Source organism: Rhizobium sp. No.120 (assembly GCF_054558365.1).
This window is the reverse complement of the sequence record NZ_BAAJNQ010000010.1, coordinates 149109-175127: the sequence shown is the minus strand read 5'-3', so window position 1 is coordinate 175127 and position 26019 is coordinate 149109. Positions and strand designations below refer to the sequence as shown.

The window sequence follows — 26019 nt, the reverse complement described above, 5'->3', positions numbered from 1 at the left end:
GCCGGTCTAAACCTGGCGCATCGCGTGTCAAGGCTGCGAATTGCCGGATCAGTCCACTTCCAGCATCCATACGGCATAAATACATCGAAGGGCGCAGCAGGTTTGTCTTTCAAGGATCCGATACATGACTGTTACCGATCCCGAACCGATGTCTCGCAAAAAGGCCATATCCTACGCGATCGGGCTGCCGCTGGCGCTGCTCGTAATGATCTTTCTGCCTGCCGGTCACCTCGACTGGTGGCCCGGATGGGCCTTCATCATTTTCCTGGTGGTAGTCTATGGGATAGCGCTGCTAATCATGCGGCGCGTGAACCCGGTCATCTTCAGAGCGCGCAGCCGCTTCCAGGCCGGAACCAAAGGCTGGGATCTCATTCTGGTCTCGCTTATCTTGCTTGGGATGATCGCCGAAATACCGCTTGGAGCCCTGGATGCCGGTAGGATGGGATGGTCGGTGATGCCAACCTCCATCGTGATCCTCGGTTATCTTCTGCTCGCGGCGGGAATCGCGCTCGGCACATGGGCTCAGGCCGTTAACCGCTTCTTCGAACCCGGTGTCCGTCTCCAGCGCGAACGCGGCCAGCACGTCATCAGTGACGGTCCCTACGCCTATGTGCGCCATCCCGGCTATGTCAGCGCGATCTTGGTATTTGCGGGGCTGGCACTGGCACTCGGCTCCTGGTGGGCCCTGATCCCTGCAGGCTGGGCGAGCGCCGTGCTGATCCTGCGCACGAGCTGGGAAGACGCGCTGCTTCATAGCGAGCTGGAAGGCTATGCCGACTATTCCAAGCGCGTTCGATTCCGGTTGCTGCCAGGTATCTGGTGACGCTCGATTTTGGTAAGTGCTAGGCTTTGCCATGCCAAAGGGAGCGGAGACCACCGGCCTCTCCTTTCAGCGGATCCCTTGCAGGCACGCCAAGTTTTTCGATCATCGCCTGCTGTTCGGCCGTAGGCATTTCCCGGCAGAGATCCGCCTCCTGACCCGGTGGATAGCCGCCGATCACGAGCAAATCGTTACTCGCCTCCAGTCGGCAATGGCCGGTTCCGGCGGGTAGCAGCAATGCATCGCCAGCTTCGACCACCATTTCCTTGCCAGCAGGCCCGCCGATCATCAGCCGGGTCTCACCTGTCGCGATGCCCAATATTTCATGGGCCGTCGAATGAAAATGGTGAAAGGAATAGACGCCGTTTCGCCAGAGGCCGCTCCACCCATTGGTTCGAAAGAGCTGTTCGAAAGCCTCTGCCCTGTCGGGGCCGTCAAGCACCTGCCGATAGACGATTACCGGAAATCGCCTGTTGTTGGGAACCCAGCCGGACTGCTCGAATTGGATTGCCTGCTCCATCCGTTCTCTCCCTGTCGATTGCCATCATAACCGCCGGACCTCGCTGCGGTTCCCGCAGAAACTGGGGAACGATTGCCTGCGGCCGGGGTTTGGAAACGGGCATCCGATCAACGATACAGCGAAAGGATAGATCATGCCTTCCATCAATTCCGCACATATTCTCATTCTGGCGACGGACGGCTACGAACGTTCGGAACTTCGCGTTCCCCTCGACGAACTCAGGAAGCGTGGCGCTGACGTCAAGATTGCCTCCATCAAGAAAGACAGCATCAAGAGCTGGAACAAAACCGATTGGGGCGACAGCGTCGACGTCGACATCATAGCCAAGGATGTCGACGTGAACCAGTTCGATGCGCTGGTACTGCCGGGTGGCCAGATCAATCCCGACAAGCTGCGCACGGATGGCGATGCCATGCGGGTCGTCCGTGATTTCCTGAATTCCGGCAAGGTGGTCGCCGCCATATGCCACGCGCCCTGGCTGCTCGCTGAAGCGGACGCGTTGCGTGGGCGCCAGGCAACCTCATACTGGTCCATCAAGACGGACGTCAAAAATGCCGGCGCGACCTGGAAGGACGAAAAGGTCGTGACCGATGAGGGTATTATCACGTCCCGGTCGCCCGACGATCTTCCGGCCTTTGTCGACAAGATCGTCGAGGAGGTTCAGGAGGGCCGACATCGGCGCCGTGCAGCCTGACCATCCGATCCCTGTGAATCTTGCCAAGCCCCGACAACATCTGCCGGGGCTTTCGCATCATTTCCCTGCACCAGAACGGTAGCTGAGCCAATCCGCATATTGACTGGTCGCGCCCGCTTTGATCTGTTGGCCGAACATGACGATGCCTGATGGCCGCTGGAGGTAGACGGATATCGGGGAGGAAAAAGCAGGGCATGACGATGGAGGCTGTGAGGGCTGTCAGCCTGAAGCAGGTGGCGATTTCTTTTGAAATGGCCGGCAAGGCACGGTTCGATGCAGTAGCGGTGACCGATCTGGAGGTCGGAGCGCATGAGTTCGTGGCCATCGTCGGCCCGACGGGCTGCGGCAAATCTACCCTTCTCAATGCGACGGCGGGGCTTTTGACGCCGGCGTCCGGCACAGTCGAAGTCTTCGGCCAACCTCTGAAATCCATCAATAAGCAGGCAGGCTATCTCTTCCAGCAGGACTCGCTGATGCCATGGAAAACGGTTCTCGAGAATGTTGCGATCGGGCTTGAAATCGCGGGAACGGATAAGGCTGAGGCAAGACGGATTGCGCAGGATTGGTTGGGGCGCGTGGGCCTTGCCGCGTTTGTCGATCGTTTCCCGCGCATGCTCTCAGGCGGCCAGCGCAAGCGCGTCGGTCTCGCTCAGGTCCTTATCCGCAATCCCAAACTGCTGCTGATGGACGAACCATTCGGTCCGCTCGATGCGCAGACCCGGTTGATCATGGGCGACCTCCTGCTGAAACTCTGGTCCGAGGACCGCAAAGCCGTGATGTTTGTAACCCACGATCTCGATGAGGCGATTGCCCTTGCCGATCGTGTCGTCATCATGTCGGCCGGTCCGAAGTCCCGCATCATCGGTGACTTCAAGGTGCCGCTGGAACGGCCGCGCGAAATCGGCGAAATCCGGCATGATCCCGTCTTCAACCAGCTTCATCGCGATATCTGGCAGGCACTGCGCGACGAGGTGATGACCGCCTATCGCCAGAGTAGCGGAGAAATCGCATGAACCGTTCTCTCCTTCTCCTGCTGCAGATCCTGGTGGCTGTGGTCCTCCTGACCATCTGGCATCTGGCGACGAATACCGGCCTCTTCGGCAATCCGAAGACCATATCCTTCTTCTTTGCCGATCCGCTCAAGGTGGCGCAGCGCGTCATCCAATGGTTCGTAATTGGATCGATCTGGTATCATCTCTGGATCACGTTATCGGAATCGATCCTGGCCTTCCTGCTCGGGGCCTTCGGCGGCGTCGTCTTCGGCTTCTGGTTCGCCCGCCGTCCGCTGATTGCTGCCGTTTTCGACCCTTACGTGAAGGCAGCGAACGCGCTGCCGCGCGTCGTGCTGGCACCGATCTTCGCGTTGTGGTTCGGCCTCGGCATCTGGTCCAAGGTGGCGCTCGGCATCACGCTCGTCTTCTTCATCGTCTTTTTCAACGTTTACCAGGGTGTCAAGGAAGTCAGCCAGCCCGTGCTATCCAACGCTCGGATGCTCGGCATGAACGAGCGGCAATTGCTGCGCCATGTCTATATGCCGTCGGCGCTCTGCTGGGTGTTTTCCAGCCTGCATACCTCGGTGGGTTTTGCTGTCGTTGGCGCTGTTGTCGGAGAATATCTAGGCTCTGCCGCTGGCCTCGGCTATCTCATCCAGCAGGCCGAGGGCGTCTTTGACGTGACGGGCGTCTTTGCGGGCATGGTGGTTCTGACCGCTTTTGTCCTGCTGGTGGACTGTCTGATGACGATGGTTGAACGGCGCCTGCTCGCCTGGCGCGGCCAATAGCGCATTGAGAACAGCGAAGTGGAGGAACAAAGACATGGAACGCAGGACATTTCTGATCGGGACGGCGAGCTTCGGTATCGGCGCGTCGCTTGCCGGAATTCTACCGACCGCGGCGCAGGATGCGAAGCCGGAAAAGCCGGATCTGTTGATCGGCGTCGGCGGCAAGCCACTACTCTATTACCTGCCGCTGACGATCGCCGAGCGGAAGGGCTTCTTCAAGGAAGAGGGCCTCAATGTCACCATCAATGATTTCGCCGGCGGTTCGAAGTCGTTGGAGGGCTTGATCGGCGGCTCTCTCGATATCGTTGCCGGCGCTTACGAGCATACGATCCGCATGCAGAACAAGGGTCAGGATATCGTCGCAATCTGCAATCTCGGCCGCTTCCCCGGCATCGTCATCGCCGTGCGCAAGGATCTCGCCGGCGAGATCAAGTCGATGGCGGACATGAAGGGCCGCAAGATCGGCGTCACCGCGCCAGGCTCCTCTACGGCGCTCATGTTCCAATATGCCATGCTGAAGAACGGGCTGAAGACCGACGATGCGTCGCTGATCGGCGTTGGCGGTGGGGCCGGCGCAGTTGCCGCGGTCAAGAGCGGACAGATCGACGGCCTTTCCCATCTCGATCCCGTCATCGCGCAACTGCAGTATGACGGTGACATCAATGTTCTTCTGGATACCCGCACCGAAGCCGGGACCCGGGCGCTCTTCGGCGGCCCGAACCCGGCTGCAACGGTCTACATCAAGCGCGAGTTCGCTAAGGAAAACCCGATCACCACGCAGCGGACGGTCAATGCCTTCATGAAGGCACTGAAATGGATCGCAACGGCAAGCCCCGAGGATGTCGCCAGCGTCGTGCCCGAGGATTACCTGCTCGGCAATCGCGACCTCTATATGCAGGCCTTCAAGAATTCCAAGGAAATGTATTCACCGGACGGCATGGTGACGTTGGAGGGCTATAATTCCATGATGGGTGTCTTGAAGGCGCTTGATCCCGATCTCGCCAATGCCGACGTGCCGTTCGAGAAGACATTCGATCCGACTTTCGCCAAGGCCGCAAAAACCTGACCGAGACAATGGGTGACACGCGGTAACCAGCCTGCCGCCATCATGCACGCGACGTCACGTCCCTTCGGGAATCAGTCCTTGTCGACCCGCAATCCTTCGAGAAAGGTGCGAAAAGCGCCGACCGCCCGTTTCGAGGTCGTCTCTGGATCGTCCGAATTGGCGATCCACTGCGCCGCGCAGCTGCTTGCCGCATTGATGAGGCGAGCGCCCGCTTCCGGATCAATATCGACGATGATACCGTCTTCGCGAAGACAGCGAAGGCTTTCTCTAATCGTGGCGATACAACCGTTGGCGCTCGGCCATCCCGAGGGTTCGCCGAGCACGGCCGGACCGTCGCGAAACATGATACGTTGAATCTCCGGCTCCAGCGCCATCTCGACATAGCCGACATTCTCATCGACGAACGCCTGCCAGCGCGACGGCGCTTGGGATGAGATCTGGCAGAGCCTCGCAGTCATTTCGGCATCGATCTCGTTGACCACGGCCTGCAGCAGCCCCTTCTTGTCGCCGAAGTGGTGATAAAGGGCCCCTCGCGTCAGCCCGGCAGCCGCTGTAAAATCATCCATCGATGCCTCTGCATAGCCGACGCTGCCGAACGCCTTACGGCCGGCGGTCAGCAACTTGGCTCGCGTTTCGGCAATCATTTCACTGCGAGGTTTGCGCATTGCGTCTCCGTCGGCTCTTCACATTCATTTGCATACGCTGCGTATATTAGTTGACATACGCGGCGTATGCAATTATCCATTCACATACGCCGCGTATGCGTACGCAATCTCGTTCAATTCAGGAAATGTTCCGATGTCCAATCCATATAGAGAGATTTTTCGAGCGCCCGGAGCCAAAGGCTTTTCAGCCGCCGCCTTCTTTGCCCGACTTCCGCTTGCTATGGCGCCGATCGGCATCGTCGCCATGCTGTCGCAGACACGGGGTGAATATTGGCTGGCCGGGGCGGTTTCGGCCACCTTCGCCCTGACCAATGCTTTCGTCTCGCCGCAGATATCCCGCTTCGTCGACCGGCTCGGCCAAAGTGCCGTTGTCGTGCCCACCACCATCGTTTCGGTCGTCGCCTTCATCCTTCTGGTCGTCGCGGCAAATCAGGGCTGGCCAGCCTGGACACTGTTTGCCTCGGCCTTTTCCGCGGCCGTCATGCCGAGCATCCCTGCCCTGGTGCGCGCACGCTGGACGGAAATCTTTCGAGACCGGCCCGAATTGAACACGGCCTTCGCATTTGAATCGGCAGCCGACGAACTCGTCTACATTACCGGCGCATCCCTTTCCGTCGGGCTTGCCGTCGCGCTATTCCCGGAAGCCGGAATGGTCGCCAGCACCATCTTCCTCGCGCTCGGATCGGCAGCCTTTCTGATGCAGCGATCGACGGAGCCAAAGGTTCATGCAGCCGATGCGCAAGTGCCGCAACACTCCGCGATCTGGCTGCGGCCAGTCCAGATCATCACGCTCGCCCTGATCTTCGTCGGAGCTACCTTCGCCACGGCGGAAGTCAGTGCTGTGGCCATCACCAAGCAACTCGGCGAGCCGAGTGCCGCAAGCATCGTCATCGGTGTCTATGCGCTCGGCTCCTTCATCGTCGGCCTCATCATTGGAGCGCTGAACCTAAAAATGCCGCTGCAACGCCAACTGCTGCTGGCCGTCACTGTTCTTGCCGTCACCTCCCTGCCGCTTCTTGCAGCCAGCACCTCGGTCGCGCTGCTCGCCTTTGCCGTTTTCCTCAGCGGCGTCGCCATTTCACCGACCTTCATCACTGCCTTCGGGCTGATCGAACGCCGCGTGCCGGAGGCCATGCTGACGGAAGGAGTGACCTGGGTCATGACCGGCATTGGTATCGGCATGGCACTCGGCGCCTTCGTCTCCGGCTTGGTGGTGGATAGTTTCGGTCCCGCTCACGGCTTCTGGGTTTCAGTGGGGGCAACTATCGCAGCCGTCATCGTCGTGGCGCTCGGCCAGGCAAGCCTTTCCGGCGCACGAGCGCCCAGCTCGGCCGCCGTTACGCAGCTGGCCGAATGAGGAAACGGGAGAGCCTTCCGCGGCGGCATATTGCTTCGTGACAAATTTGTCCTCGGAACAACATTGCCTACTCCCGTAGCCTATGCGCGCCGAAAGACCCGTTGCCGGGTGCTGACCCAGTCGAGAAAAGTCAGCACCCCTCCCAAAACCAGAAAGGCTGCGGCCAGCAACCCCATGTTCAACAAGACGGCTTCAAGGCCGATATCGCGAACGTCCAGGAAGGGGTAAGGGTAAAAGCGGGAGACATACCCATGCGCAAGCGTATAAACGGAGTAGCCTGCGGGAAAAGCCAGCCACCAGAACACATCACGCCAGGAAAGCTTGCCGCGTTCACTCAGAAAAACCCAATCCAAGGCATACAGTACCGGAACACAATAATGGAGTATCTCGTCCCCGAGCAGTTGCCAGCCGCGAGGATGCCAAACGTCCCTTAGCATCAAAACATAAACGATGCCCGCAATCCCGACGTAGATGAGAAGGGCGCTTCGTATTGATGGCTTGCTCGACCATCGGCCAATCGACGAGCGCGGCGCGATTTGCGCGCAAAGCAGTGTCACAGCGAGCAGAAAATTGGACTGAATGGTGAAATAGCTGAAGAAATTCACCGTCATCGTCAGCCGTGAAACATGCGCACCGGGTATAATAGCGAAATATGAGATCGCGATACCCGACAAAGCAACAAACGCAAGCAGACAGCGATAGATGCGAATCAAGCCTGCCATGAGGCCTCACTTGCTGAATCGATGCCGAAGCGGAAGCTGCAAAAATTTAACATCGACCCGTTCGATTTCATCGAAATTCCATAGCTCATTGAGGGCAAGGCGCGCCCTGAAACTTCCGCCGACCTTCGCGGCAAGATCGACGGTATTGGAGACATATATCGTCTCGCAGAAGACTATTCGATTGCGGCAAATCGAAAGCAAGCATCGAACGGCCGAAGAAATCCTTCAACTGTGAAACGACCACAGCTCTTCACTGGATCGCCGACTTGATACCGGCACGTTGGTCCTTTGAAAGTAGCTTGCCGCGCGCGCGCCCTCGCAGGATGTCGTCAGATGCGCATTCGCGGCACGTCATTGGGATCGAGACGCAGCTCGATCAGCACCGGGCGATTGCGATTCCTGATGGCGTCCAGAGCCCCTTCAAGCTCATGAGCCGAGCTGACGGCAATACCGTGGCCCCCGAGCGCCCTGGCGACCTCGGCAAACGAAGGCCAGTTGAACAGGGTGAGACCCGGATCCATCTTCCGATCGCAAAACTGGATATGTTCGGCTCCATAGGCGGAATCGTTGCAGACGATGACGATCAGGTCCTGCCCGAGACGTACGGCGGTATTAAACTCGTTGACGCCGCTCATCATGAAACCGCCGTCTCCGGTGAAAAGCACCACCGGCCGATCCGGCGCGGCAACGCTTGCGCCGATCGCTTCCTGCAACCCTAGACCGATCGAGCCGAAATTTGCCGTCACGACGAAGCTCCGCGGATCGCTGACCGAAATCCGGCACCAGACCTCGGTCATGAAACGCCCGCCGTCGGTTACAAGCACCCGGTTCTTAGGCAAGGCCTTTTCCAGCTCTTCGAGAGCCCAGATGTAGTTCACATATCCCGCATTCGTCTTGCCGCGCTGATCGCGTGGGTGGGTGGTGAGCGAGGGGATATCCAGTTCATGCGTGAAGCCGCTCGGCGGAATCTCCGCCTCGTCCAGCCAATGGATGAAGTTGTCTGCCGTCAACCCCGCATCGGCCACCAGGGCAGCATCCGGATGAATGTTCTTGCCGATGGCGCTGGCATCCATATCGATCTGGACGATGCGCTTGCCCTTCAGGAGCTTGCCCCTGTCTGTGGTGAAATCATGCAATCCCGCTCCGAAACAGACCAGGCAATCCGTCCTGGCAATCAGGTCGTAGGCGGCAGGCGTGCTAAGCGTGCCGAAAATGTCCATACTATAGGGATGACCGACGAAGAGCCCCTTTGCTTTCAGCGTCGTCGCAAGCGGAGTCTCCAGCCGATCCGCCAGCCGGATCAGCTGATCGCGCGCACCGCAAGCGCCGCCGCCTGCGAGGATGAGCGGCCGCTTTGCCGAAGCGATTATGCCGATGGCCCTATCCAGCGCATCCCCCTCGGGCACATATCCGGGAGCATCGAAGACTTCGAAGACGGCCCGCTCGTAAGCTTGCTCGCACCACATGAAATCGGCCGGCATGTTCAAGACGATCGGCCGCCGCTCGACGCGGGCGCGGTAGAAAGCGCGAGCGACATCCCGGGTTGCGGTTTCCGGTGAACGCATCTGCTCGAAGCCTGCGCCGGTGGCCTTGACCACCTCGCGCTGGTCGATGCTTTGCAGATGGTGCGGGTTGACGACCGGCGTGTCGCCCGCCAGGAGCACCATGGGGATGGAGCCGCGGGCGCCTTCGGTGAGTGCTGTGACACAATTGGTCAAAGCCGGCCCGTGGGTCACGCTCGCCACGCCCACCCTGCCTGCGACATGCGCATAGGCAAGCGCCATCAGGACCGAACTACCTTCATGCGCTGCCGGCACGAAGTGTCCGCCGCAGCCGCGTACATAATGGTCGATCATGAAGAGATTGGCATCTCCCATGAGACCAAACATCGTGCCGACATCATGATCGCGAACCGCGCGCGCAATCGACTGATACACATAGATCGCATTGTCGGCCATTTCAGGTATCTTCGCCTCCCGCAGAGCGTCAACTCGTTGATGCTCAGAATATCAGGAAGACCATGCAAGAGGTGCGCGATGTGGGGAGAAAGCTCTTCTATCAGCACAAGATAAGCATCGTCTTCGCTTATATTGCGCACAATTCGTGCGGCGATAGACATGATAGTTTCAACATGCCGCACTTCAGGCTGGTGATGCGTGTCAATGTGGTTGATGTCCCGGCAAACCTGCGGAGGCCGCCTCAAAATCCGACGCATCCACAGAACGAGCTCGTTCGCAAAATTCTTCATTGGCCAAAAGGAAATCTCCCCTCCTATCGGGGAAGATGATGCTCTTCGCCTGAAAATGTCTGCTTGGCATCGTCAAGCTTGTTGTAGCCTGCCTGAATAATATCAATATCGCACGCGTGACAGATGCCGGCCAATTTGTAGAGGACATCGCCGACGGCTAGATCCACGCGCGGTTTGTTCTTCGAATAGACCTTCTCAACCATCGGCTTAATAGCACCTTCGGTACCACCAGCGGCAAAATAAAGCTCCAGAGCCCGGTGCAGAAACGCATCTCTGCGATCGTTCAAATCCATCAGAGACTTATTGCTTACAGTCGATGCCAGCAGCCTGACAGCTTTATTTTGGTATTCACTCATATAATCCATCCAAATCTTCTGAACGATATTCGAATCGAAAATCTACTATAGGCTTTGCCCATCTATTCTTTCGCGAGACTGAATCGATTTCGGCAATTGCATAAGCTCCCGCGACGATGATTGCCATTACCGGGCATGGTGGCATACGGCGGTCCTCGGTGCAGTCATTGCGGCGTTTTTCAAGTTCGCAAGTAGGCTGTGGGCGAGTTTGGCTTTGAGCGCAGCCATGAAACACCTTCGTGTCACCACATGTAGACCAAGTGGTTACAAACCCCGCTCTGCCTTCCTTCGACAAGCCGCTAATGACCTTGAGTGAGATCGTGTCGATATTCGCGTTTGTACGCGATTCGCCTTTGCATCTCACAGTATAATTTCTATGCAAATCTTATTATTTCGGCTGAATTCTCCAAAATTAATATACATCTCGTATGTTTATTATGTATATCCGCAGTTTTACATAATTTACATACTAAGATCGCGTTAGTTTTTGGTGTATTTTTGCATCTGTGACGAATTTATGATGAGAAATACATAAAAATTGCGAGTTATTCTATTCCGATGCGTCGTTAGCCTCGCTAGCGTGCCAACACGAAAGTCTTTCGGGCTTTCGGTAAGAGGGAACCCCGAATTGGTGGACGCGGCGGAAACATCCGGCTGCGTTCCGATCCGGCAAATCGATTGGAGAAAAAATGAATATCAAGAGCCTTCTTCTCGGCTCCGCTGCTGCCCTGGCAGCAGTATCCGGTGCTCACGCGGCTGACGCGATCGTCGCAGCCGAGCCGGAGCCGCTGGAATACGTTCGCATCTGCGACGCTTATGGCGCTGGCTACTTCTTCATCCCGGGCAGCGAAACCTGCCTCAAGATCGGCGGTAAGGTTCGTACCGAAGGCAAGTGGTACGACGCCTACAGCCCAGACACTCACTTCGGCACTCTCTGGCACACGCGCGCTGAGCTGCAGTTCCAGACGGCAACCGACACCGAATACGGCCCGCTGAAGACCAACACCGAGCTGCGTTGGGATTGGCAGGAAGGCCAGCCGACCGGCACCAATCTGCTGCACGCCAGCATCAGCCTCGGCGGCTTCACCGTCGGTAAGGAAGACTCGCAGTTCAACGTCTTCACCGGCTACGCCGGCGACGTTATCAACGACGACGTGATCGCCGATGGCCCGTACGAACTGAACCAGATCACCTACAACTACGACGCCGGCAACGGCTTCACGGCTGTGATCTCGGTTGAAGACAGCAACTCCGGTAAGGGTGCCGTTGGTGCCAATGGCGAAGACAGCCACAACCACTACGCCCCGGACGTTGTTGCCGGTGCTGGTTACAAGGCCGGCGCATGGTCCTTCAAGCTCGTCGGCGGTTATGACTCGATCGTCGAAGAAGGCGCCATCAAGGCTCGCGTCGATGCCGACTTCGGCGTCTTCTCGGCCTTCTTGATGGGCGCTTGGAACACCGACGGCAAGAAGCTCAACAAGTATGCGCCTGGCGATTCGATCGGCCAGAGCTGGGGCGATTGGGCTGTCTGGGGCGGCGTTGGCGTACCGGTCAACGACAAGCTGAAGTGGAACCTTCAGCTCGCTTACACCGACAACAAGACCTTCTCGGCAACGACGAACGTCAAGTGGAAGCCGGTCAAGAACCTGCTCGTCGAGCCGGAAGTTACCTACACCAACTGGGACTCCATCAATCAGGACCAGTGGGCTGGTATCCTCCGCTTCGAGCGCTCGTTCTAATCTGATCTGAACTAGACCTCCGATCAGAGACGGAAGAAGATCCGGTTTCCCTCCGGGTCTTCTTCTATAATTCGTTAAGCCGTATTCCGGCAGCCATTCCGATCCGCATGGCACGCGCTCCTCAGAAATGCGCGAGGAAATGCTCGTGTACCGACGCGAAACTTTTCAGCGTAGTGGCCTGCGCCTACTGCGATAGAGGCGCGCTAAGGGAGGACACCGCTTTCGCGACCTCTCCCGTTATCGTGCATTGCCCGCCGCAAAACCCAAGAAGATCCTCCAGCCCTCAGTATCCGAAGACGACACCCGCCCGACACACCTCGGCATGGCCAGGCAACGTTTCGCGCAGCAGGGTATCTCAAGGCCGATATCCGACGGCTTCAGCTTTCTATTCGCGGATGTGTTGACGGTCCTCGCACCTGCGCAACGCAAATGTTTCGAGAAACTTTCCCAAAAGAAAGCATCCATCTGGTTGCCAAAAAACCATAATTGTTCCACCTAGATTATAGATTGAACATTTAACGTTGAGAATCGGGTCAAGACTTGATGCGTACGAAATATGGTTTTCTCTGCCTGTTCCTTGCATTTGCTTCATCGGCATATGCTCTGGAAACCGGTTCCCCGCCAGTTTTGACACCATTGCCGCAGCAAGCGCAGGCCGCTCATTTGACAGCGCAATTTCTGCAGCGCTTCCACTATAAGCCCGTTCCGCTGGACGACGTCCTCTCCGCCAGGATCATGAATCGCTTCATCAAGTCCCTCGATCCGGACCGTGTCATCTTTCTGCAGAGCGATATCGACAAGTTCATGGCAGGCAGCACCAAGATCGATGACGCCATCAATCAGGAAGATTTGAATATCCCGTTTTCCATTTTCAATGTGTACGAGCAGCGGGTCGTCGACCGCATGACCTATGCGCGCAGCCTGCTCAATCAGAAGCTGGATTTCGCCGCCAAGGAAGACTACGCGCTCGTGCGTGACAAGGAGCCATGGCCGCAAACGGAAGCGGAGAGCAACGATCTCTGGCGCAAACGCGTCAAGAACGACTGGCTGCGCCTCAAGCTTGCCGGCAAGGATGATGCCGCCATTCGCGATACGCTCGACAAGCGCTACGAAAACTCCCTCGAGCGCGCCTATAAATACAAGAGCGACGATGTCTTCCAGACATTCATGGACGCCTATACGACCTCGGTTGACCCGCATACCGACTATTTCGGCGCGACCGCCTCGGCCGAGTTCGATATTTCCATGAAGCTCTCTTTGGTCGGTATCGGCGCGGTACTGCAGGAAAGGGATGATTACACCACGATACGCGAACTGGTCGCAGGCGGCCCGGCGCAACTCTCCGGCAAGCTCGCGGTCGGCGATCGCATCATCGGTGTCGGTCAAGGCGAAAACGGCCCTATAAAGGAAGTCGTCGGTACACGGCTCGATGAAATCGTGCAGATGATCCGGGGCGCCAAGGGGTCAGTCGTGCGCCTTGACATTTTGCCCGCCGATGCCGGGCCGGATGGCAAGCATCACGTTATCAGCCTCGTCCGTGACAAGATCAGCCTCGACAAGCAGGCTGCCAAGCAGACGATTCTATCGGTGAAAGACGGCAACACGACGCGCAGGATTGGCGTGATCACTCTGCCCGCTTTCTATGAGGATTTCGAAGCGCGGCGCAAGGGCGACAAGGATTACCGCAGCGCTAGCCGCGATGTCGCCAAGCTTCTCGGCGAACTGAAGCAGGAAAAGGTCGATGGCGTCCTGATCGACCTGCGCAACAATGGCGGCGGCTCGCTGTCGGAAGCGATCGATCTGACGGGGCTGTTCGTCGGCAAGGGTCCGGTCGTCCAGCAGCGCGATGCAGGCGGCGAGGTGGAGGTTGAGAGCGATGATCTTGCCGCCCCGGCCTGGACCGGCCCGGTCGGCGTGCTGATCAATCGCGGCTCGGCATCGGCCTCCGAGATCTTCGCTGCGGCGATCCAGGATTACGGTCGCGGCGTGATCATCGGCGAACCGAGCTTCGGCAAGGGCACGGTGCAAACCGTTGTCAATCTCGATCAGGTCGCCCACAATCAGAAACCGAAATTCGGCGAGCTGAAATTGACCGTCGCTCAATTCTTCCGCGTCAATGGCGGGACGACGCAGCTGCGCGGCGTAACACCGGATATCAGCCTGCCGGGACTTTCTGACCTCAAGACCTTCGGCGAATCCAGCTACGACAACGCGCTGCCTTGGACGCAGGTGAAGCCTGCGAACTACAAGCCTTGGGGTGACATCCAGGCGCTGCTGCCGCAGCTGCAAGGTCGTCATGACGCGCGCGTGAAGGATGATCCGGAATATAAGCGCTTCGTGGAAGACGTCACCACGCTGAAGGAGCAGCGCGACAAGAAAGTCATCTCTCTCAATGAAGCCGAGCGCCGCAACGAGCTGGCCGCCCAGGCAAACCGCATCAAGGCGCGCGGGCAGGCGAATGATGGCATCGATACCGGCGAGGATGATGGCCTGCAAGCCAATGAGCGCAGCCTGAGCGCCGATATCGCCATCGAAAAGGCCCGCAGGAGTGCAAAGGATATTCTGCAGAATGAGGCTGCCTCCATCGTTGCCGATGAGGCGGAACTGCAGGCCGGCATGTCGAGGGCCGCTGCAAAATAGTCATGTCTGGATGCTCAGGATCGACATCACCGCCGTGATGCCGACTGGCTCAATGGCTGCGGGACCTGGGACTCGCGGCTAGAGCAAATGTCAAAAAGGGTGGATAGCTTTCACGCGAACTTCGGCCCTATAGCATTGATTTTAAAGCGAATTCTGATTTCTATTCAAATAGACCTGAATTTATCGAGTTCAGGCGCCTCAGCTACGTTTCAGCTACCCGTTGTAGACTATGTGCGTGCGAATACTTGCGCCCCCAACAAAGTTTCGCACGAGGCGCCGATAAGGCTCTCTGCTCTGCCTCATGCAAATGAGGCAGAGCTTTCTCTATGTGGAATCACGCTCGACGAGCTTCGGCTACGTCATCAGGGGCCTTGTGCCAGCTATCCTTGGCCCAGTTCATTTAACCTCCACGACGCACTACCCGCATGTGATTCCACACGGCGACGGCTTCCTCTTCGCGTGGCGCACGAAATTGGTTAAGAGGCCCTATGTTTGAACTTGTTTCGATCGCCACAGCCAATCAGGAAATCAAGCGAAGCCGGTTCGTTGCGACGGCCGCTCCGATTGCGGATGCGGAGGCAGCAAAGGCGTTTGTCGCACAGCACTCTATCGCAGATGCCAATCACAATTGCTGGGCCTGGCGTATTGGACAGACCTATCGTTTCAGTGATGATGGCGAGCCGAGCGGCACGGCCGGCAAGCCGATCCTCCAGGCCATCGACGGCTTCGAATTGGATACGGTCGCGGTCGTCGTGACACGCTGGTTCGGCGGCACTCTTTTGGGTGCCGGCGGATTGATCCGCGCCTACGGCGGCACCGCCGCACTATGTCTGCAAGGCGCGCAGAAGAGAGAAATACTTCCAACCGTTGCGGCAACGATCGATGTGCAGTTTTCACATCTCGCTCTGGTGAAAGCGAAACTTCTCGCCGAGGCAGGCGTGCAGCTTGTGGAGGAACGCTTCACCGAATCCGGAGCTGTGTTCGAGGTGACCGTAGACGCCTCGATGATCGAACGGGTCGTTGACAATATTCAGGATCTGACAAGCGGTCGGGCAACCGTAAAGTTGGATTGATCGAGATACGCCGAAGGATGAGGCTCTCGACGCGTCGTGATGGAGCCGCGAGAAGCAGCTCAATCGCCTGAGAACACCACACCCTGAGGCTGCCCCGGTACGGAAGCGGCTACGCGCAGCACGCCATGAAATCCGACCCAAAGCGCAATCGACCCGAGTGCAAAACTGCCGAGGATCATGAACATCATGCCATAGCCGATCCCCTGCGCCAGCCAGCCACCGATCGCCGGGCTCAGGGATGCGCCGACCCCTTGCATCGTCATGACAACGCCTTGGCCGACATTGATGCGGCCGGTCCCATTCAGAATGCGGGCAACAAGAGCCGGCACGGCAACGCTTTGCAGGCCGGCGCCGATGCCATCGAGAACCTGGACGGGATAGACGCACCAGGACGTGATCAGATGTGCCGCTACGAAACCGCGGATCGGCAAGGAGATGAACGAAACCAGCAGCACGAGCCATTGCCCTCGCCGTTCCGCCATATGTATCGCGATCAAGGAGGTGATGATCATCGTGCCCTGCGCCACCACCACCGTCAGCGCGACGAAACCCGCCGGATCGGCCTGACCGGCGGAGACGACCGCCAGCCCGAACAATGGCAACATCGCGCCGTTGCCAAGATGAAACAATGCAAGCGCGCCGGCCAGGATCAGCAGCGGCTTCGATTCTGCGAGCACCTTAAAGCCGCTCGGTTTTTGGTGTCTGGCGGGTTCCGCTTGTCCCTGCAAATCGACCGCGGCAAGGCTCGCACCCCGCGCTTCATCATCGTCGATCGCATCGGCCGGGATCATCAGCACGGAAATAATGGTCAGCACGCCGAAGGCGGCTGAGAGCCAGAACACGGCAGTCAGCCCGAACATCCAGCCGAGCCATCCCGACAGCCCGGCGCCGACGAGGTTGCCGGCGTGATTGAATGCCTGATTGTAACCATTCTGCCGATTGAAACCCACTTGCCGGACAATGCCGAGCGTGATGCTATTAAGGGCAGGCCCGATCGCGGCGCCAGCAATAGCGGTCGCAACCTGCGACAGGGCAACAACCCAGAAGAGCTGCGACACCAATATGATCATGGAGGCGAGGACGGTGCAGATGCCAAGCACGATCACGCACGTACGCTTATGTGTCGTCTCATCGATGAAGGCTCCCGCAGGCGCCATCATCACCATCCCCGCAATCCCGCCGATCGTCATGACGGAACCGATCGACCCGCTTTGCCAGCCATTAGCAACGAGGAAAACTCCAAGGAAGGGTCCGATGCCCGCCTGAACATCGGCCATGAAGAAATTCAGAAATCCAAGTGGAATGAGAGCTCGGACTTGCTGCTGCTGGTCGTTGGGGAATGAACGCGACAAATGACAACCACATAGTTCCGGAAACCGTCAGATGAAAAGCGCTTGATGGCAAAAGGTTCCCGTTCATTTAGATGAACGGGGCCCAGGTCCGCGGCCCCAACTGCTCAGTCGTGAACGCTATCTCCTGTCCGAAGGATAATTCAAGCGTATTGCCGTCGGGATCGGCAATATAGGTCCAGCAGCCCACCGGAAGTCCGTCGTCGCGTGGCTTGGACCGCAATATGCCCCGGCGTTCGGCTTCGTTGGCTTGGCGCAGCACTTCCTCGCGCGAAGCGCAGGCGATGCCGATATGTCCGAAAGGGCCAAGCGGCGTATCCTGGAGGCTGCGCGATGCGACGAGAACGAGCGCAAATTGGCGCAAGCCATCCGCCATCCATGCGACCGCGTCCAACGGCGCCTTTGCATCCCGGCGATGGATGATGTGAAGACCGGCAAATTCCTCATAGAAGGCAATGCTTCTGTCAAGATCGCGCACGAGCAGTGCGACATGGGATAACCCCAGATCCGTGTTTGTTGATTGGCTCATAGTCAATTCTCCTTTCCTTTTCAATTTGGATCATTGATGCTAAGAATGGAAATCGAAACACGATATCAAAATCATGCATGAGATGAATAATGTCGCCGCCTCGGATTTGAACCTTTTGCTTGTCCTGGAGGCCTTGCTCGAGGAGCGTCACGTCTCGCGCGCGGCCTTGCGGCTCAACCGCTCGCAACCGGCGGTCAGCCACGCACTAGCGAGACTGAGGGATATCTTCAACGATCCACTACTGGTGAGAGGCAGCGATGGGATGCAGCCGACTGCACGAGCGCTTGAGCTCGCCGAGCCTCTGTCGGAAGCCCTTGCACTTGTGCGCTCTATGGTGGAACAGCCTTTATTCGATATCAGGCTGACCGAGCGCCTTTTCCGCCTGTCGCTGTCGGATTATGGCGCTTCCATCCTCTTGCCCGCCCTTGTCTCGCGACTGAGGCAACTTGCGCCGCTTGTCGATCTCACCGTCGTCTCCTATGGCAGAGATAGAGCACTTGCTGCCTTGGCGGATGGCGAGATTGACCTTGCCGTCGGCGTTTATCCAACACTGAAACAACAGAACCTTCGCGATCTCGATAGCATGCTGCTGTTCGAGGAGCGCTTCGCCTGCCTGGTGGATGCGGCTTCCGCGCCTCTGACCCTGGATCTCGACGCCTATCTGTCGCGGCCGCATATTCAGGTTTCCATCGCGCTACAGGACGACAGCGAGATCGACGTCGCGCTCTTACGATTGGGTCACAAGCGCCGGATCGCCATTCAGATTCCGCATTGGTCGGCCGCGCCGGATCTCGTGCGCGGCACCGATCTCATATTGACCGCGGCACGGCGAAGCATAGAACATCTGTCGGATCAGGATCTTTTGTGTCTTGAGGTGCCTTTCACCCTGCCGAGCTTCCCTTTCGTCCAGACCTGGCATCGTCGCCGCGATCGGGATGCCGCGCATCGTTGGCTCCGTGGACAGATCGAGGAATTGGTGCGGCCGGCGACCTGATAGCTGGTGGTAAACGGCTGGATCAAATCGAGAGGCAAGTTCGTTCGGATCGACACCGACAGGATCGAGTATTAGCGGAAGGTTCGCCGGCAATGTTCGTATCCATACGGAAGGCAAAAGTCCAAACAGCTTAAAAAAGAGAAGGATTCGGAGGGAAAGCCGAATCCTTCTCGTCTTGATCGGAGGTCAACCGATCGGGGTGGGCAGCCGCATCGGATTGGAACGATGGGCTGCTGCTACCGACACAGTGTGTCGGATTGTGGCGGACTCGGAGTTTGAAAACGCCCCCTCGCCCAAGCTTGGCCCCTATATACATACATTCGGTATGTTTGACAACAAGCTCGGTGTGAATTAAGGCAGCAACTGGAAAAAATTCTTGTTCGCACGTGCCGCTGCATTCATATTCCTGCAGCCACAGGCGGTTATCTGACCAGGCGGATTCGCCCAGCGTCATATGGGAGCGCTGAACGCGAACAACGACGAGGATGCTTTGACGACCTGGCTACCCAAGGAATAATATCTGGCAAATCAGATCTGCCCTCGAGATGCCGCCCCCCCTGAAATCTTACTAAAAACGATTGTGTCGCCGCGACATCCATGACATGGCGCCTGCAACGATAGTGCTAATCGCACGGAGAACCGGATGAATCCTCTGGGAAAAGACAGTCTTGCGGGTGCGCATCAGCAGACTGCATCAATCGACGGCAGGTCATCCTCCGACTATTGGTGGGTGCCCGGCGGTCTGGCGATATATTTCATCGTGCAGGCAGCCATCCGCATCGCCATCTCCAACTCGCTGCGGATCGACGAAGCACAGCAGTTTCTCGTCGGCCAATGGCTCGCCTGGGGCTATGACGCCCAACCGCCGCTTTACAACTGGATTCAATACGGCATCTTCGAAATTTTCGGCACGAGCGTCGCATCGCTCGTCATCGTGAAGAATCTTCTGCTTTTCCTGGTCTATCTCGCCTATTACAAGCTTCTGCGATTGCTTGTGGCCGACAAAAGCCTAGCGGCGGTCGGAACGCTATCACTCCTCACGATGCCACAGATGTTCTGGCAGGCGCAGAGAGACCTGACGCATACGGTCGGCACCCTGCTTGCGGTGCTCATGCTCATCTACTTCGTCGTTGCAACCATTCGTCGCCCGACGCTCATCTCCTATGCGCTGATCGGCCTTTGGGCCGGACTTGGCATGCTGACGAAATACAATTTCGCTCTGGTGATCATCAGCGTCCTCGTCGCGACTTTCTTTCATCCGGTCGGGCGAAAAAGGCTCATCGACTGGCGCCTTCTGCTGACGCTGGCAATCGCCGTTCTCGTGTTCCTGCCGCACGCGATATGGATGGTGTCCAACATGGATCGGGTCCTGACAACGACGGTCCACACCATGTCGGAGCAAGGCGCCGGCGGAAAGCTTTCCGACATCGGCTTCGGACTTCTGGAACTGGCCAAGACGGGCGTGACAATCATTGCTCCTACGAGCTTGATTTTTCTCCTGTTCTTTCGCCAATCATTCCTGCGGGCGCTGCGGGCAAGAAGCGAATGGAGTGATTTCCTCGGCAGAATACTTTTAAGCACAATAGCGATCCTGGTGGTCTTGATACTGGTGATTACGCTTACGGAATTCCGCGACCGCTGGCTGCTCCCTTTCCTGTTTCTGCTGCCGGCCTACTTCTGTCTGAAGCTCGATGCAGCGGGACAGCAAAGCCAGGCCGATATAAAGAAATTCCTTTACGTACCCAGCGTCATGATGATTGCGCTGCCTCTTATCATAGCCGGAGGTGTCCTTTTTGCGCGGTTTTTCCATTCTTATGAGCACCTGAACGTGCCCTATGCCACCTTTGTTGACAAGATCGTCACCGCAGAAGGAAAACAACCCTCGGCAGTCGTGACGACGACCTGGCTCAAGGCCGGCAATCTGCGTGTGAACATGCCGCACACATCGGTCATATCGACGGAATATCCTGCATCAGATCTCAGCCCGCAGGCCATAGGAGATGGACCAGTCCTGTTGGTTTGGAACGAACGGGACGGGCATCAATCAACCATGGCGAATGCACTGCAGCAATGGCTCGCGTCTAAATACGGAACGGATGTCGAGTTGCCGCCGCAACAGGATGTCGCCCTTCCGTATCACTACGGCAGGGATCCGGATCGCTATCACTTTGGCTATGCCTGGTATTATCCCAAACGGAACTGACTCGAGATTGCGCAACGGTCCGATCTCATCAGCGGATGAGACGATCGAGCAGCAGGAGACATCAATTGCCAGCTAGCGCTCCAGCGCGCCCTTTCCGGCGAGAATATGATTGCGAAATTTCGCAATTCGCGCCGCCCGGGTTTCGGACTTCTTCACGGAGCCGAGGTTGATCACATAGCTTTTCTTTCGCCCTGGCGTCAGATCGTGGAAAGCCTCCGCCAGTTCGGGATCGGAATCCAGCGCCTCGATCAACTCGTCCGGCAATTCGATTTCACCCACCTCTTTGGCAGGCTTGATGCCGGCTTCCGCATATCCCATGGCCTCCTTCAGATAGGCTCGGATGATGGGCTCCATCTTCGTCACGGCGTCATTGCTAACAAAACGGATCATATCGGGATGCTGGGTATTCTGCCCTTGCTTTTCGAGCACGCCCTCGGGATCCTTCATCAGTGCCGCATTGAAGAAAGTGAGCCGAAAATCGCCGCGAAAGGCGCCGATGATAACGATGTTGCGCCCCTCATGCACGTAACATGGATGGGCCCATTTCACCGTCTCGACGAGTCCCGCCTCCAGACAGATTCGCCGCAGTTCGTTCAGACCGTCAATCCACAGCCTCGTCGAACATTCCGGTGTAGCAAAGCGTTCGCAGCGCCCGCATCCCTTGGTAAAGAAGTCCTCGATATCGGTAATCATCTCCTCATCCCCTTCATATTCCGGCCATCTGGAGCATCCACACCGTCAGCTCGGGCAGAATAAAGGCCTGGTGAAAGCAAGTAGCCAGACCATGCGCCCATGATTGTGTCCCTGGCGCACTGACAATGGCCTCAACTTGCGCTCGTCAGCACCTGTTCAAGTCTGTTGAGGAACTGCCGCCATCCCGCTTTAGCACCTCCATAGGCTTGTTTCTGATCCGGGCCGAAGCCGAGCTGTTCCACGCGCAAATGAGTTCCTCCATCCGTCTGCGTGAGCGTGAACGTCACAACGCTCTTTAGATCGAAAGCCGGTTCATCATGTGCGAAATTCCACGTATAGGACAGTCTGCTATGAGGTTCGATGACGAGCACCTCACAATCCAGGATACCGCCCCAGTCGCCGCGAAGAGTAAACTTATGTCCTAATGCGAGAACGAAGTCGTTCTTCATCAGCCATTCCGCCAACAGATGCGGCTGAGTGAGGGCTCGCCAGACTCGTTCGGGCGGGTGGGCAATTTCCCGCTCGACGACGACAGCGCGCACCTTCTGCGATACTTCCTTCATTGATCCATCCTGCCAAGCAAGTCTTCCAGATCGTCGAGCTTGCTCTCCCAAAAGCCTTTCATTTGGCTTGCCCAATCAACCAGCGGCTCAAGAGCGTTTCGCTGAACGCTATAATGCGTCTGACGTCCTTCGTGCCGATCACTCACCAGCCCCGCCTGTTTCAGAACGGCGAGATGTTTCGAAACACCGGGTTGCGACACTCCGGCATAAGCGGTGAGTGCAGCCACGGTCTGATCGCCATTCCGGCACAATTGCTCGAAGATCGCTCGCCGCGTCGGATCGGCGAGAGCTCGGAAAATTGGATCGTGCGCATCTGCCATGGCAATTCATAACTCTCTGGCTATTGAATTAATTCATAGCCAGAGAGTTATGAATAAGTCAAATGCTCTCGCTGCAGTGATGCCCCTGTTTGGCGAGTGCTTTGCGCCCTGATGAGAGTGATGCAGAGTCGTCCCTAAACAGCTGATGGTGCCGGACCGAAGCTTTCACGCCGAATAAGCTTGCTTTCGATGACATGACGCAAGGTCGTCGCCTTCTCGGGCGCATCGATCCGTTCCAGTAGCAAGCTCACGGCCACATGACCCATTTCCTCGACCGGCTGCTCGATGGTCGACAGCGGCGGCAGCGAATATTCACAAACGGGAGCGCCGTCGAAGGATACGATGGAAAGATCCGCTGGAATTTTCCAGCCCATCCGCTGAACGCAGCTTATGAAGGAAATCGCCATGTCGTCGCTGGTGGCAATGACGGCCGTGGGCTTCAAGGTGAGATCGGCAAAATCCGCCGCCGCGGCAACGCCGATCTGGAAACCATGCTGATAGTCGAGGCTGCCGCCGGACCTCACGATCGCCGTCTCCGGCAGACCCGCGGCCGCAAGCGCTTCAACGGCACCCAGATAGCGTTCTCTATCGTGATAATTGCCCTCCGGACCGGCAAGATAAAGGAAACGTCGGTGGCCGAGAGCGATCAATTCGGCCGTGGCCTCGCGGACGGCCTGCCGATCATTGGTCACGACGCTCGGCAGGGCTGCGTGGCTCATATCGAACAAAAGAGAGACGATCGGCAGGGCGGAATCCTTCAGTGACCGACCGCCATGGACCGGCAGATCCGAGGAGAGAATGATGGCGCCACGTACCGTGCCGCCGAAAGCCAGATCGAGGATATGGCGCTCGGAAGCCTCGTCGCGATCGAGGTTGGCAATCATCAGATGGTAGCCATTCTGGCTCAACGAGCGGTTTATCCCCTGCAGGACCAGGGGAATGACCTGCGAGACACCATAATAGAGCGAGCCTGGCAGAATGATCATGACGACATTGGATTTGCCGACACGAAGCCCCCTCGCCATGGCATTGGGCGTATAGCCGAGCTGCCTGGCGGCGGCATCGATCTTGGCGCGCGTCTTCTCGTTCACACGACCGGGATTGGCGAGCGCCCGGCTCACCGTCGAGATCGCGACGCCTGCCAGCCGAGCGACGTCAGCCATCAAAGGGCCGGAATGCTCTTCTGCCGGCAGATCCTTGTTATTCTTCACTTTTTGGCGTCCTCCCCAATGCCTGTCGCGCGGGGATGCTACGGCAATCCCTACCATTTAGCAAACGTTTGCCAAAAATCGCTTGCATAAAAAAGCGACTTGTCTACTATTCAGGCACGGCAAACGTTTGCCAATCACAGTGCATTGAAATCATTATGGATTATTTGTCGTGGACCATGGTTCAGCGAGCGATCTTCCATGTCTTACGAACGGATAGTCTCATGACTTCAACGGAACGGCTGCGCTTTGGTGTCGATCTCGTCACCTTTTTCCACCCCGGATTTTGGGGCGTGGAGGATTATGACGGCATCATCGCGATATCGCGCAACGAGCCGCGTGGCTTCTGGGATAAGATACTGGACGCCGTGCAAGCCTCCGGCGTTACCGGTGTCGAGCTGACCTTCTCGCCCTTCAACTGGCAGGATGCGACGAAGACCTATGGTTCGGTCGAGAAGTTTGCCACAGAGCTAACTCGGCGAGGACTGACTCTTGCCAGCGGCTTCTTCGCGGAACTCGAAGCCGCCGGCGATTTCACCGAGGCATCCGCCCAGGCGGCCATCATCGACAAGGCCGAAAAATACGCCGAATTCCTCAAGGCGTGCGGCAGCGACATCATGGTCATCGGTGCGCCGCTTCGCCAGACGCTCGGCGCTCAGCCGGTGCGGTTCTTCGATTTCGAGCTGGCGCGCAAGATTGCCGATTTCCTCAATCGCCTCGGTGCCGCTCTCTACGTCAAGGGTGTGCGGCTCGCTCTCCACACCGAGGCACATTCGATCTTTGCGGCAGCGCGCGATGTCGATCTGCTGATGCTGCTGACCGATCCCGCCTACGTGCATATGTGCCCGGATACGGCGCATATCATCGTCGCCGGCTCCGATCCGCTGCAGCTTGTCGATCGTCACCATGAGCGCGTCATCATTGCCCATTGGAAGGATGCACTTGGCCCGATGCCGGCCGACACCGTCATCGACGAACATATCCATGACCGCCATCGCCACTATTTCTGCGGCTTCGGTCTCGGCCGGGTCGACTGGCCGGGCTGGGCCAGGCTCCTGCGCGACCGCGGCTATGAAGGCTGGGCGATACTCGAGCTGGATGCGGCGCCCGATCCGGTCGGCGATATTGCCAACGGCCTGACGCTGGTCAGACAGGCGCTCTTGCCGATTTATCGCTGATACCAACAATCCGAAAACGAATAGCCCCACCAAGAGGGCTTTCCTGAAGAGGTGGAACGATGAAAGATACAGTGAAAATGCTATTGATGGGAGCCGCGCTCGTTACGGCTTCCATTCCTGCCCATGCGGAAGACAAGCCGCAGGCCGAGGTGATGACCTCGTGGACATCAGGCAGCGAAGCCGCTGCCCTCAGCGTCGTCAAACAGGAATTCGAAAAGCGCGGCGGCGCCTGGAAAGACTCTTCCATTGCCGGCTTCGGCGCGGCCGATGCCGCTTTCCAGAACCGTCTGGTCGCAGGCGATCCGCCGACCGCCAAGCAGGCCGTGCTCGGCCTTGCCAATGCCGATTTCGTCAATCAGGGACTTATGAACCCGATCGACGATGTGGCGAAAGCTGGCAAATGGGCTGACGTGCTGCCGAAATCGATCTACGACCTCATCACCTATAACGGCAAGGTCTATCTCTCCCCGACCGGTGCCCATGGCGAGAGCTGGGTGTTCTATTCCAAGGATGCCTTCGCCAAGGCCGGCCTCACCGGCGAGCCGAAGAGCTGGGATGAATTCTTCTCGGCACTCGATAAGCTCAAGGCCGCCGGCATTCAGCCCGTCGCCTGGGGCGGCCAATCCTGGCAGGAGGCCAAGGTCTTCAACATGATCCTGCTGACGCAGGTCGGCATTGATGGCTTCCTCAAGATCTATGCAAACAAGGACAAGGGCGATACATCCGTCGAGGGCGTGAAGAAGACGCTGGATATTCTCGGCAAGCTCCGCGCCTATGTCGACGAGGGTGCCGCGGGCCGCAACTGGAACGACGCGACCGCCATGGTCATCACCGGAAAGGCCGGCGTGCAATTCATGGGCGATTGGGCCAAGGGTGAATTCATTGCCGCTGGCAAGGAACTGGGCAAGGATTATGGCTGCATGCTCGTGCCGCAATCGCCGGGCATGGTCTATGTCGCCGATTCCTTCTCCTTCCCGAAGATCGCCGATGCGTCCGCGCAAAAAGGTCAGACCCTGCTTGCAGAGGTCGCCATGGATCCGGCCGTGCAGGTCGAATTCTCGCTGAAGAAGGGCTCGGTGCCGATGCGGACCGATGTCGACAAATCCAAGCTGGATACCTGTGCGCAAAAAGGTCTCGAGCTGATGAGCGCCGGCAAGATCGTGCCGGATCAGGCGCTGATCCTTTCGCCGCAGCAGGCCGGCGCACTCAACGACTTCGTCGACGAGTTCTGGAGCAATCCGTCCGAGGACAGCGCTTCGGATGCGGAGAAGTTCTTCGCGATCTTCGAATAGCCTTCCAGCG

At 57.8% G+C, this 26019-nt stretch carries 24 protein-coding genes; 13 read left to right on the top strand and 11 right to left on the bottom strand.

Annotated elements, in window-relative coordinates; translation table 11 throughout:
• Nucleotides 1-124 precede the first annotated feature (124 nt).
• Nucleotides 125-823: a methyltransferase gene (locus ACYJRZ_RS24145; protein ID WP_459463292.1), complete on the top strand. Its 699-nt coding sequence runs from the start codon at nucleotides 125-127 to the stop codon at nucleotides 821-823.
• Nucleotides 824-842: 19 nt separating this feature from the next.
• Here the strand turns inward: ACYJRZ_RS24145 and ACYJRZ_RS24140 are convergent, their stop codons facing one another.
• Entirely contained in the window at nucleotides 843-1340 is a 498-nt protein-coding gene (locus ACYJRZ_RS24140) for a cupin (RefSeq protein ID WP_459463290.1), read from the bottom strand.
• A gap of 133 nt (nucleotides 1341-1473) precedes the next feature.
• Between ACYJRZ_RS24140 and ACYJRZ_RS24135 the strand changes: the two genes are divergently transcribed.
• The 4 genes from ACYJRZ_RS24135 to ACYJRZ_RS24120 all read left to right on the top strand — a co-directional run bounded on the left by ACYJRZ_RS24135 (nucleotide 1474) and on the right by ACYJRZ_RS24120 (nucleotide 4880).
• On the top strand, nucleotides 1474-2034 hold the full coding sequence (locus ACYJRZ_RS24135) for a DJ-1/PfpI/YhbO family deglycase/protease (protein WP_459463288.1): 561 nt from the start codon (nucleotides 1474-1476) through the stop codon (nucleotides 2032-2034).
• Nucleotides 2035-2228: 194 nt separating this feature from the next.
• Nucleotides 2229-3047, top strand: coding sequence for an ABC transporter ATP-binding protein (locus tag ACYJRZ_RS24130; RefSeq protein WP_459463286.1), 819 nt, complete (start codon nucleotides 2229-2231; stop codon nucleotides 3045-3047).
• A complete protein-coding gene (locus tag ACYJRZ_RS24125) occupies nucleotides 3044-3814 on the top strand; it encodes an ABC transporter permease (RefSeq protein ID WP_459463284.1) in 771 nt (256 codons plus the stop codon). The genes ACYJRZ_RS24130 and ACYJRZ_RS24125 overlap by 4 nt, the downstream gene beginning before the upstream one ends.
• A 34-nt stretch (nucleotides 3815-3848) precedes the next feature.
• On the top strand, nucleotides 3849-4880 hold the full coding sequence (locus ACYJRZ_RS24120; protein ID WP_459463282.1) for an ABC transporter substrate-binding protein: 1032 nt from the start codon (nucleotides 3849-3851) through the stop codon (nucleotides 4878-4880).
• Between the two features lie 71 nt (nucleotides 4881-4951).
• Here the strand turns inward: ACYJRZ_RS24120 and ACYJRZ_RS24115 are convergent, their stop codons facing one another.
• On the bottom strand, nucleotides 4952-5545 hold the full coding sequence (locus ACYJRZ_RS24115) for a TetR/AcrR family transcriptional regulator (protein WP_459463280.1): 594 nt from the start codon (nucleotides 5543-5545) through the stop codon (nucleotides 4952-4954).
• Between the two features lie 133 nt (nucleotides 5546-5678).
• Here ACYJRZ_RS24115 and ACYJRZ_RS24110 point away from each other — a divergent pair, with 133 nt between their 5' ends.
• Nucleotides 5679-6902, top strand: a complete 1224-nt coding sequence (locus tag ACYJRZ_RS24110) for an MFS transporter (protein WP_459463278.1) — start codon at nucleotides 5679-5681, stop codon at nucleotides 6900-6902.
• Nucleotides 6903-6982: 80 nt separating this feature from the next.
• Here ACYJRZ_RS24110 and ACYJRZ_RS24105 read toward each other — a convergent pair whose 3' ends face one another.
• The 3 genes from ACYJRZ_RS24105 to ACYJRZ_RS24095 all read right to left on the bottom strand — a co-directional run bounded on the left by ACYJRZ_RS24105 (nucleotide 6983) and on the right by ACYJRZ_RS24095 (nucleotide 10228).
• Nucleotides 6983-7624, bottom strand: a complete 642-nt coding sequence (locus ACYJRZ_RS24105; RefSeq protein ID WP_459463276.1) for a Pr6Pr family membrane protein — start codon at nucleotides 7622-7624, stop codon at nucleotides 6983-6985.
• 329 nt (nucleotides 7625-7953) lie between these two features.
• Nucleotides 7954-9582: a thiamine pyrophosphate-binding protein gene (locus tag ACYJRZ_RS24100; protein WP_459463274.1), complete on the bottom strand. Its 1629-nt coding sequence runs from the start codon at nucleotides 9580-9582 to the stop codon at nucleotides 7954-7956.
• Between the two features lie 313 nt (nucleotides 9583-9895).
• The gene (locus ACYJRZ_RS24095; protein ID WP_459463272.1) at nucleotides 9896-10228 is read right to left on the bottom strand and encodes a hypothetical protein; all 333 of its coding nucleotides are present in this window, start codon (nucleotides 10226-10228) and stop codon (nucleotides 9896-9898) included.
• A gap of 689 nt (nucleotides 10229-10917) precedes the next feature.
• Here ACYJRZ_RS24095 and ACYJRZ_RS24090 point away from each other — a divergent pair.
• From ACYJRZ_RS24090 to ACYJRZ_RS24080, 3 genes are all read left to right on the top strand, one after another.
• Nucleotides 10918-11967, top strand: a complete 1050-nt coding sequence (locus ACYJRZ_RS24090) for a porin (protein ID WP_459463270.1) — start codon at nucleotides 10918-10920, stop codon at nucleotides 11965-11967.
• Between the two features lie 543 nt (nucleotides 11968-12510).
• Nucleotides 12511-14607 (top strand): carboxy terminal-processing peptidase, encoded by a 2097-nt coding sequence (locus ACYJRZ_RS24085; RefSeq protein ID WP_459463269.1) that lies wholly within the window; start codon nucleotides 12511-12513, stop codon nucleotides 14605-14607.
• A gap of 488 nt (nucleotides 14608-15095) precedes the next feature.
• Nucleotides 15096-15680: an IMPACT family protein gene (locus ACYJRZ_RS24080; protein WP_459463267.1), complete on the top strand. Its 585-nt coding sequence runs from the start codon at nucleotides 15096-15098 to the stop codon at nucleotides 15678-15680.
• 59 nt (nucleotides 15681-15739) lie between these two features.
• On the opposite strand, the gene ACYJRZ_RS24075 is transcribed toward ACYJRZ_RS24080, so the two are convergent.
• Nucleotides 15740-17032: an MFS transporter gene (locus tag ACYJRZ_RS24075; RefSeq protein ID WP_459463265.1), complete on the bottom strand. Its 1293-nt coding sequence runs from the start codon at nucleotides 17030-17032 to the stop codon at nucleotides 15740-15742.
• 67 nt (nucleotides 17033-17099) lie between these two features.
• Complete coding sequence (locus ACYJRZ_RS24070; RefSeq protein WP_459463263.1) at nucleotides 17100-17558, bottom strand: VOC family protein; 459 nt, start codon at nucleotides 17556-17558, stop codon at nucleotides 17100-17102.
• 73 nt (nucleotides 17559-17631) lie between these two features.
• Between ACYJRZ_RS24070 and ACYJRZ_RS24065 the strand changes: the two genes are divergently transcribed.
• Both ACYJRZ_RS24065 and ACYJRZ_RS24060 read left to right on the top strand, forming a co-directional pair.
• Nucleotides 17632-18552, top strand: coding sequence for a LysR family transcriptional regulator (locus tag ACYJRZ_RS24065; RefSeq protein WP_459463261.1), 921 nt, complete (start codon nucleotides 17632-17634; stop codon nucleotides 18550-18552).
• Nucleotides 18553-19195: 643 nt separating this feature from the next.
• Nucleotides 19196-20755, top strand: a complete 1560-nt coding sequence (locus ACYJRZ_RS24060; protein ID WP_459463259.1) for a glycosyltransferase family 39 protein — start codon at nucleotides 19196-19198, stop codon at nucleotides 20753-20755.
• A gap of 72 nt (nucleotides 20756-20827) precedes the next feature.
• Here ACYJRZ_RS24060 and ACYJRZ_RS24055 read toward each other — a convergent pair whose 3' ends face one another.
• The 4 genes from ACYJRZ_RS24055 to ACYJRZ_RS24040 all read right to left on the bottom strand — a co-directional run bounded on the left by ACYJRZ_RS24055 (nucleotide 20828) and on the right by ACYJRZ_RS24040 (nucleotide 23542).
• Nucleotides 20828-21448, bottom strand: a complete 621-nt coding sequence (locus tag ACYJRZ_RS24055; RefSeq protein WP_459463257.1) for a YdeI/OmpD-associated family protein — start codon at nucleotides 21446-21448, stop codon at nucleotides 20828-20830.
• A 131-nt stretch (nucleotides 21449-21579) separates the two neighbouring features.
• Nucleotides 21580-22011, bottom strand: a complete 432-nt coding sequence (locus ACYJRZ_RS24050) for an SRPBCC family protein (protein WP_459463256.1) — start codon at nucleotides 22009-22011, stop codon at nucleotides 21580-21582.
• Entirely contained in the window at nucleotides 22008-22331 is a 324-nt protein-coding gene (locus ACYJRZ_RS24045; RefSeq protein WP_459463254.1) for an ArsR/SmtB family transcription factor, read from the bottom strand. The genes ACYJRZ_RS24050 and ACYJRZ_RS24045 overlap by 4 nt, the downstream gene beginning before the upstream one ends.
• A gap of 134 nt (nucleotides 22332-22465) precedes the next feature.
• Nucleotides 22466-23542, bottom strand: coding sequence for a LacI family DNA-binding transcriptional regulator (locus tag ACYJRZ_RS24040; protein WP_459463252.1), 1077 nt, complete (start codon nucleotides 23540-23542; stop codon nucleotides 22466-22468).
• A 221-nt stretch (nucleotides 23543-23763) separates the two neighbouring features.
• Here ACYJRZ_RS24040 and ACYJRZ_RS24035 point away from each other — a divergent pair, with 221 nt between their 5' ends.
• Both ACYJRZ_RS24035 and ACYJRZ_RS24030 read left to right on the top strand, forming a co-directional pair.
• Complete coding sequence (locus ACYJRZ_RS24035) at nucleotides 23764-24717, top strand: sugar phosphate isomerase/epimerase family protein (RefSeq protein WP_459463250.1); 954 nt, start codon at nucleotides 23764-23766, stop codon at nucleotides 24715-24717.
• A gap of 59 nt (nucleotides 24718-24776) precedes the next feature.
• Nucleotides 24777-26009, top strand: a complete 1233-nt coding sequence (locus ACYJRZ_RS24030; protein ID WP_459463248.1) for an ABC transporter substrate-binding protein — start codon at nucleotides 24777-24779, stop codon at nucleotides 26007-26009.
• Nucleotides 26010-26019 lie beyond the last annotated feature (10 nt).